This is a genomic window from Synechococcus sp. R3-13 (assembly GCF_047462195.1).
GTDB lineage: Bacteria > Cyanobacteriota > Cyanobacteriia > Thermostichales > Thermostichaceae > Thermostichus.
Window position 1 is genome coordinate 1 of the sequence record NZ_JANSIO010000194.1, and the last position, 6,526, is coordinate 6,526.

Consider the following 6,526-nt stretch of genomic DNA (forward strand, 5'->3'; position numbering starts at 1 on the left):
GGGCAGTGGTCTTTGCCGACTACGGCACCGATTTGGGCAGTGGAGCTGCGGTGGCCGGCAATCCTGCCCTGGTGCGCAACAAGCCGGGCAGTGGTTTGGGGCTGGGGGTCGGCATTCGCATCCAATCTCCCTTGGGGCCGCTGCGCATCGACTATGCGGTTGGGCAAGGTGGCGCTGGCCAAGGCCAACTGCATTTCGGCATTGGCGAGAAGTTCTGACTTGGCCGTGGATTTCCCTGCCGGCTTGCTATCTTGGGAGCAGGTGCTCGTCAGTGGAAGCAACCCATGAAACAGCAACTTGGCCAATCGTTCCGCGGCGGATCCCTGGCGCTCCTGCTGGGCCTCAGCTTAGCCCTAGCAGGGTGTGGGCAACTGGCGCGGCTGGGCATCGGCACAACCCCCATCGCCCAGATCGAACAAAATCCCTCTCGCTACACCGATGTGTATATCCGCGGTCGCGTGGTCAACCAGATAGGGGTGTTCGGCCAGGGCGTGTATGAGATCCAAGACAACAGCGGCTCCCTCTGGGTCATCACCGGCAAGGGGCTGCCGGCCATGAACAGCACAGTGACCGTGCGCGGCAAGGCCCAAGAGGGGATTGTGGTGGGGGGACGCAGCTTCGGGGTCTCGTTGGTGGAAGCAGAGCGCTTCTAGCCTGCCCCCAAAGCCAACATGGAAACGCGGCCTGCCAAGGTTTTGGCAATCTGCTTCAAGGCCCGGGCTGAAGCCGACTCAGGTTGGCCGATGACAATAGGCGTACCCATATCTCCCCCTTGGCGCAGGGCGATTTCCAGCGGGATCCGCCCCAGCAGCGGGACACCAAGCTCGCGGGCCGTGGTCTCTCCCCCTTCTGAGCCGAAAATATCGTACTGGCGATCCGGCAGGTCGGGCGGGATGAAGTAGCTCATGTTTTCCACAATGCCCAGGATGGGCACCCCCAACTGCCGAAACATGTTCAAGCCCTTGCGGCTGTCCAGCAGGGCCACCGATTGGGGCGTGGTGACGATCACAGCTCCTGCCAGCGGCACTGCCTGAACCAGGGTCAACTGAGCATCGCCGGTGCCGGGGGGCATATCCACAACCAAGTAGTCCAACTCTCCCCACTGCACCTGATAGAGAAATTGCCGGATCACCCCGTTTAACATTGGCCCCCGCCAGATCACCGGCTGATCCCGTCCCACCAAGAGGCCCATCGACACCATCTTGACGCCGTAATTTTCCAAGGGGAAGATGTCTTCGCCGCCATCTTCCCGTTTTTGCACAACCAGAGACCGATCCTGCAGGCCCAACATCAGCGGCACATTGGGGCCGTAAATGTCGGCATCCAGTAGCCCCACCCGGGCCCCGCTTTGGGCCAGCGCCACCGCCACATTCACCGACACCGAGGTTTTGCCCACGCCCCCCTTGCCGCTGGAAATGGCGATGATGTTGCGCACACCGGGGATGGACTGGCGATTCGGCAGGGAAGGGGAACGGGGGGTTTCTGCCGTTACCGTAACATCAATGGCTTCGATGGGGGCCAGCTGGCGGATGGCAGCTTTGCACTCCTCGACAATGAATTCTCGCAAAGGGCAGGCCGGCGTGGTCAGCACCAGGGTAAAGGCCACTCGCCCAGGCTCGACGCGAATATCCCGGATCATGTTCAGTTCCACCAGGCTGCGGCGCAGCTCCGGATCTTGAACAGGGCGCAACGCCTCAAGGATGGCGGCAGCATCAAGGGTGGAGGTTGTCATGGAATCCAAAGGCCCAGTGGGTCAGTCCATATTTCACTCTAGTCGGTTTTTCTGCTGGGTTCTCGTCGGCAGGGAAGGACAGCTCCAAAACTGGCTGCCGCTCTAGCTCTGCCGAAACAAGCTGACTTAGGCTATCGGGGTCGGAAGGCGACACTCTTGAACGGGTGAGTGAAGGAGAACGATCGTGCAAGCACTGGTCATGGGAGTTGGTTTGTGGTTAGGGCTGACGTTCTTGGCGCAGTTGATCCCTCTGCTGGAAAAGAGTGGATCCCGTCGCTTCTCAATCCGGGACGAGCGCCGGGCCATGCCAACTCTCTTTTCTGACTCGGCCTGGGATCCCTTCTGCCGTTACTTTTCTCGGTCACCCTACCTGCCTTGTGCGGTGAGTCCTCTGGGCCCCTGCCGCTGCCCCCACCACGCTGCGCGTCCAAAAGATGCTGCCTGGGCGTTCTGTCCACAACAAGAATAAACTGTGGTCTGTTCTCGTGCCGGTATCTCAGGAAATTCAAGGAATTGGTTGTGAAGCCAGGCAAAAGTATGGAAATCCGTCCTGCCACCGCCTTAGATGTGCCCGTTTTGTTTGACCTCATCTGCGCCTTGGCCGAGTACGAGAAGCTGAGCCACCTGGTAACGGGATCCGCTGATCTGTTGCGCCACTATTTGTTTGGCCCAGAGGCTTTGGCCTCGGCGTTGTTGGCAGAAGTGGAGGGGCAAGCGGTGGGATTTGCCCTCTACTTCCGCAATTTTTCCACGTTCCTGACCCGACCGGGGATTTACCTTGAGGATCTGTTCGTGTTGCCGGAGTTTCGCGGCAGAGGCATTGGCAAAGCGCTCTTGGCGCGGGTGGCTCAGGAGGCGGTGGCCAAAGGATATGGGCGGCTGGAGTGGATGGTTTTGGATTGGAATCAGCCGGCGATAGAGTTCTATCGACGCATGGGTGCCCAGCAACATCCCGAATGGATTCTCAACCGCGTGGTGGGTGCTGATTTGGAGGCTCTGGCTCGGCTGGCTGAGGATCCCCATCGAGCTTGAGTGTGCCTTCTGTGGGGTAGTCGGCGCGGAAATTTTCTCAGAGCGGGAGAGGGAAGTGAAAACCCGCCGGCTGTCTCACCGCAATTGGGAATGGCCGACGACCAGCCGGAAATCTGGGGGCCGAGACCTCTTGTATACTTCTCTTGCGGCTGAGCTGAGCTCGAGGCCAAGCATGATCCCACCGCAAACTGCTATTCCCCAAGGGGCTGAGATCCTCTGCATCGGCACAGAATTGCTTTTGGGAGAGATCACCAATACCAATGCCCAGTACTTGGCAGCCGAGCTGGCGCAACTGGGGATCCCCCACTATTACCAAACGGTGGTGGGGGATAACGAGGCCCGCATTCACCACGCGCTGGAGGTGGCCTGTGGTCGTTCCAGCTTGATTCTGATCACCGGGGGTTTGGGGCCGACGCCGGACGATCTCACCCATGAGGCGCTGGCTTCCTTTTTTGGGGCGGAGATGGTGGAGCACCCCCAAGTGTGGGAAGAGATCCTGCAAAAGTACGGGCAGCGGGGCCTTGTGCCCTCGCCGAGCAATCGCAAGCAGGCTTTTCTGCCCCGGGGAGCGAGGGTGTTGCCCAACCCGCTTGGCAGCGCCTGTGGCCTCATCTGGCAGCCCCGGCCCGACCTGCACATTCTCACCTTCCCTGGGGTGCCGCGGGAGATGCAACACATGTGGCGGGAGACCGCCGTGCCTTATCTGCGCTCCATCGGCTGGGGAAAAGAGGTGTTCTACAGCCGGGTACTGCGCTATTGGGGCATTCCCGAATCGACGCTGGCCGAACGGCTGGGATCCCTGTTGGCGGGGGAAAACCCTACGGTGGCTCCCTACGCCAGCCAGGGGGAGGTACGCCTGCGGGTTACCGGACGTGCTCCCAGTCGTGAAGAGGCCCAAGCCTTGATCGCCCCGGTGGTGGAGCAGATTTTACAGATTTCTGGAGAAGACTACTTCGGCAGCGATGACGCCACCTTGGCCGGTGTGGTGGGGGAGCTGTTGCTGCAACGGGGTCAAACTCTGGCGGTGGCAGAATCCTGCACCGGCGGGCTGCTGGGGCAGTTGGTGACCGGGATCCCGGGCAGCTCCCGCTATTTTGTGGGGGGGATCGTGGCCTACGACAACCGCATCAAGGAGCAGCTTTTACAGGTGAATCCGGAAACCCTGCGACAGCACGGGGCCGTGAGCGAGGCGGTGGCCGCCCAAATGGCGCTGGGGGCCAAGCAAGTCCTGGGCTCCAACTGGGCCTTGAGCATCACCGGCATTGCCGGGCCAGAGGGAGGCACCGCCACCAAGCCAGTCGGTCTTGTGTATCTGGGTTTGGCGGATCCGCAAGGGAAGGTGGAAGTACACGAGTACCGGTTTGGCAGCCTGCGCGGCAGAGAGGGGGTGCGTTGGTGGAGCGCCCAGACGGCTCTGGATCGCTTGCGGCGGCGCTTGCTCTGCTACCCCCTTTAGGGGGGATCCAGTCTCTCGGGGTTGGATCCCTGAGTAAGCTAGGGGAGCAGATGGATCCAACCGATCTCCAGAAGCAGACCCTACCAGGCAAGGAGCAAGCCGATGATCCCCGATGCCGTCCAGGCGGGCAAGGAAGCCCTGCGGCAGGGCCGCCTTCAAGAGGCCATCCAACTTTTTGAAGGCTACCTGTCCCAATCCCGTCAGCAGGACAAAGCATTAGGGATCCCGGCAGACTCATCTGACGGCGAAGCCCTGGAAGCCCAAATGAACCTGGTGCGGGCCTACCACCAGTTGGGCCAGACGGAGAAGGCACGGTCCCTCTGCCTAGAGCTGCTGCAACACCCCAACCCCCAGGCGCAAGGCTGGGCCAAGAAGATCTTGCTTCGCCTGCCCACTGCAACAGAGTCCCTGGCTGCTCCGTCCGCCAAACCTGTCGAACCGCGTTCTGCTCCCCCAGAGGAGCCGTCTCCTGGAGCGGGATCCCTGTCCACCCGTCAACGGGCCGCCCAACTGGGTATGAAGATCCCCCTGCCGGAGCGGGCCGGCCCCCTGCATTGGGCCAAGTGGGGATCCCTGGGGGTGGGCATTGTCTTCCTTTGGTGGCTGAGCTTTGTGTTGGTAGGCAGCCATCTGGATTTTGGCCGGCTGAGTTTTCCGCGGCAGCTTTGGTTCTTGCAGGGGTTGCTGCCCTGGCTGCGCAATGGCCTGCGGTGGTTGGTGGCCGGCAGCCTGGCGGTCAACTTTGGAGTAGGCCTTCTCTTTTTTGCCCCCTGGCTGATGGATCAGCTCCACCAACGGCTGCACAAGTTGCGTTGGGCCAGGCTTGGCGAAATCGAACGCCACAGCCCCGAAACGGCGCGCCTGCTGCAGCGCATCTGTGCCCAAAACCAGCTAAAACAGCCCCGACTGGGGGTGATCCCGGATGCTGGGCCGCTGGCCTTTGTTTACGGCACTTTTTCTGATGGCTGCCGCATTGTGGTCACCCAAGCCCTGTTGCAGCAGCTTTCTGAGGATGAGATTGCCGCCGTCTACGCCCAGGCCCTGGGGCGAATTGTTAATGGAGATATCCTGGTCATGACCCTGCTGGGATCCCCGATTCAACTGGTTTACCTGGCCTTGGAGCAGGTGAGCAAGCTGGGGGAGGGGCGCGGCCAAAGTCGGCGGCGGGATCTGATCGGGCATGTGGCCCCTCTGCTCTACCTCATCTACACGGTGCTTTCCTATCCCCTGTTTTTCCTCTCCCGCCTGGGCACCTACCATGCCGACCATTTTGCCGTACAGGCAACCGGCAACCCGAACGGGCTGATCGCTGCTCTGCTCAAATCGGCTGCCGGCTTACAAGAGGCCCACAAAAACGACCGCCGACCTTCCTCGCTGTTGCACTGCACCCGCCTGTTCAGCTTTTTGGACTTCAAAACCATCGCCGCTGCCAGTGCTGCCGCCCGCCTCCAGGATCCCTCCCAAGCTGGCCAAGTCTTTCTTTGGGATCAAATCAACCCTTGGGCCCGCTGGATGCAGGTCAATTCCAGCCATCCGCTGCCGGGGCACCGCTTCAAGGTCTTGGCGGGATATGGAGAGCGGCTGCGCCTCCTGCCGGAGCTGAGCCTGGGATCCGGGTCCAAATTGGATGTGGCCCGCCTGCAAAGCCGGTTTTGGCTGGATCTGGCCATCTACGCAGCCGAAGTGGTCGGGATCCTCATTGGCTGGCTGGTGGGGCTGATCCTCTACCTGCTGCTGCAAAACCGTCTCGATCCCAAGGTGATCGCGGCAGCAGCGGTGGTGGGCTACGGGATGGGCCTGTGGGCCAAAGCGGGATTGATGTACGGGGGATCCCTGCCGGCAAGGCCGACGGATGTGCTCAGCTTGCTGGCGGATCCCGACGCGGATCCCCGCCGCGGACAATGGGTAGAGCTGGAGGGGGAGTTGGTGGGACTGGGCCCCTCCGGCTATCAACTGGGGGCAGAGCTGAAGCTGCAAGAGGCCACAGGGCTGATCCCGGTGCGCTTTACTTCCCCTTTGGGGCCGGTGGGCAATGTCTTTTCCGGCCTGAAGCGGATCCGCGCCCTGGTGGGCCGGCGCGTCAAAGTGGTGGGCTGGTTCCGCCGCGGCAATACTGCTTGGGTGGATCTGGCCTACGTCCAGGTGGGATCCAATAAGCTGCACAGCCGACCGCGCCTTTGGCTGGTTGTGTTCGGCTTGGGAGTCATCCTGCTGGGGATTTGGGGGGCGTTCTATTTCCCCAACTTGGCCTCTTACCTGCGGCGGTGGTGAGCCAGGCTGATACATTTACGCTGAACACTGCTGAA

The 6,526-nt window shown here is 61.4% G+C and carries 7 protein-coding genes; 6 read left to right on the forward strand and 1 reads right to left on the reverse strand.

Annotation, left to right across the window (positions count from 1 at the left end; all coding sequences use genetic code 11):
* Positions 1-218 (forward strand): BamA/TamA family outer membrane protein (locus NW856_RS05815; RefSeq protein WP_414399489.1); only part of this gene is annotated, 218 nt, incomplete at its 5' end.
* A 66-nt stretch (positions 219-284) separates the two neighbouring features.
* The gene (locus NW856_RS05820) at positions 285-653 is read left to right on the forward strand and encodes a hypothetical protein (RefSeq protein ID WP_414399490.1); all 369 of its coding nucleotides are present in this window, start codon (positions 285-287) and stop codon (positions 651-653) included.
* On the opposite strand, the gene NW856_RS05825 is transcribed toward NW856_RS05820, so the two are convergent.
* The gene (locus tag NW856_RS05825) at positions 650-1,732 is read right to left on the reverse strand and encodes an Mrp/NBP35 family ATP-binding protein (RefSeq protein WP_414399491.1); all 1,083 of its coding nucleotides are present in this window, start codon (positions 1,730-1,732) and stop codon (positions 650-652) included. The genes NW856_RS05820 and NW856_RS05825 overlap by 4 nt on opposite strands.
* Before the next feature lie 184 nt (positions 1,733-1,916).
* Here NW856_RS05825 and NW856_RS05830 point away from each other — a divergent pair, with 184 nt between their 5' ends.
* From NW856_RS05830 to NW856_RS05845, 4 genes are all read left to right on the forward strand, one after another.
* Complete coding sequence (locus tag NW856_RS05830) at positions 1,917-2,201, forward strand: DUF6464 family protein (protein ID WP_414399492.1); 285 nt, start codon at positions 1,917-1,919, stop codon at positions 2,199-2,201.
* Between the two features lie 68 nt (positions 2,202-2,269).
* Positions 2,270-2,764, forward strand: a complete 495-nt coding sequence (locus NW856_RS05835; protein WP_414347469.1) for an N-acetyltransferase family protein — start codon at positions 2,270-2,272, stop codon at positions 2,762-2,764.
* Between the two features lie 172 nt (positions 2,765-2,936).
* Positions 2,937-4,220: a competence/damage-inducible protein A gene (locus NW856_RS05840; protein ID WP_414331859.1), complete on the forward strand. Its 1,284-nt coding sequence runs from the start codon at positions 2,937-2,939 to the stop codon at positions 4,218-4,220.
* A gap of 102 nt (positions 4,221-4,322) precedes the next feature.
* A complete protein-coding gene (locus tag NW856_RS05845) occupies positions 4,323-6,491 on the forward strand; it encodes a M48 family metalloprotease (RefSeq protein WP_414399493.1) in 2,169 nt (722 codons plus the stop codon).
* Positions 6,492-6,526: the final 35 nt, after the last annotated feature.

Bases quoted from the DNA above. Each gene is read 5' to 3' on its own strand.
- NW856_RS05820 (WP_414399490.1), top strand. From the start codon at position 285: ATGAAACAGCAACTTGGCCAATCGTTCCGCGGCGGATCCCTGGCGCTC.
- NW856_RS05825 (WP_414399491.1), bottom strand. From the start codon at position 1,732: ATGACAACCTCCACCCTTGATGCTGCCGCCATCCTTGAGGCGTTGCGC.
- NW856_RS05835 (WP_414347469.1), top strand. From the start codon at position 2,270: ATGGAAATCCGTCCTGCCACCGCCTTAGATGTGCCCGTTTTGTTTGAC.
- NW856_RS05840 (WP_414331859.1), top strand. From the start codon at position 2,937: ATGATCCCACCGCAAACTGCTATTCCCCAAGGGGCTGAGATCCTCTGC.
- NW856_RS05845 (WP_414399493.1), top strand. From the start codon at position 4,323: ATGATCCCCGATGCCGTCCAGGCGGGCAAGGAAGCCCTGCGGCAGGGC.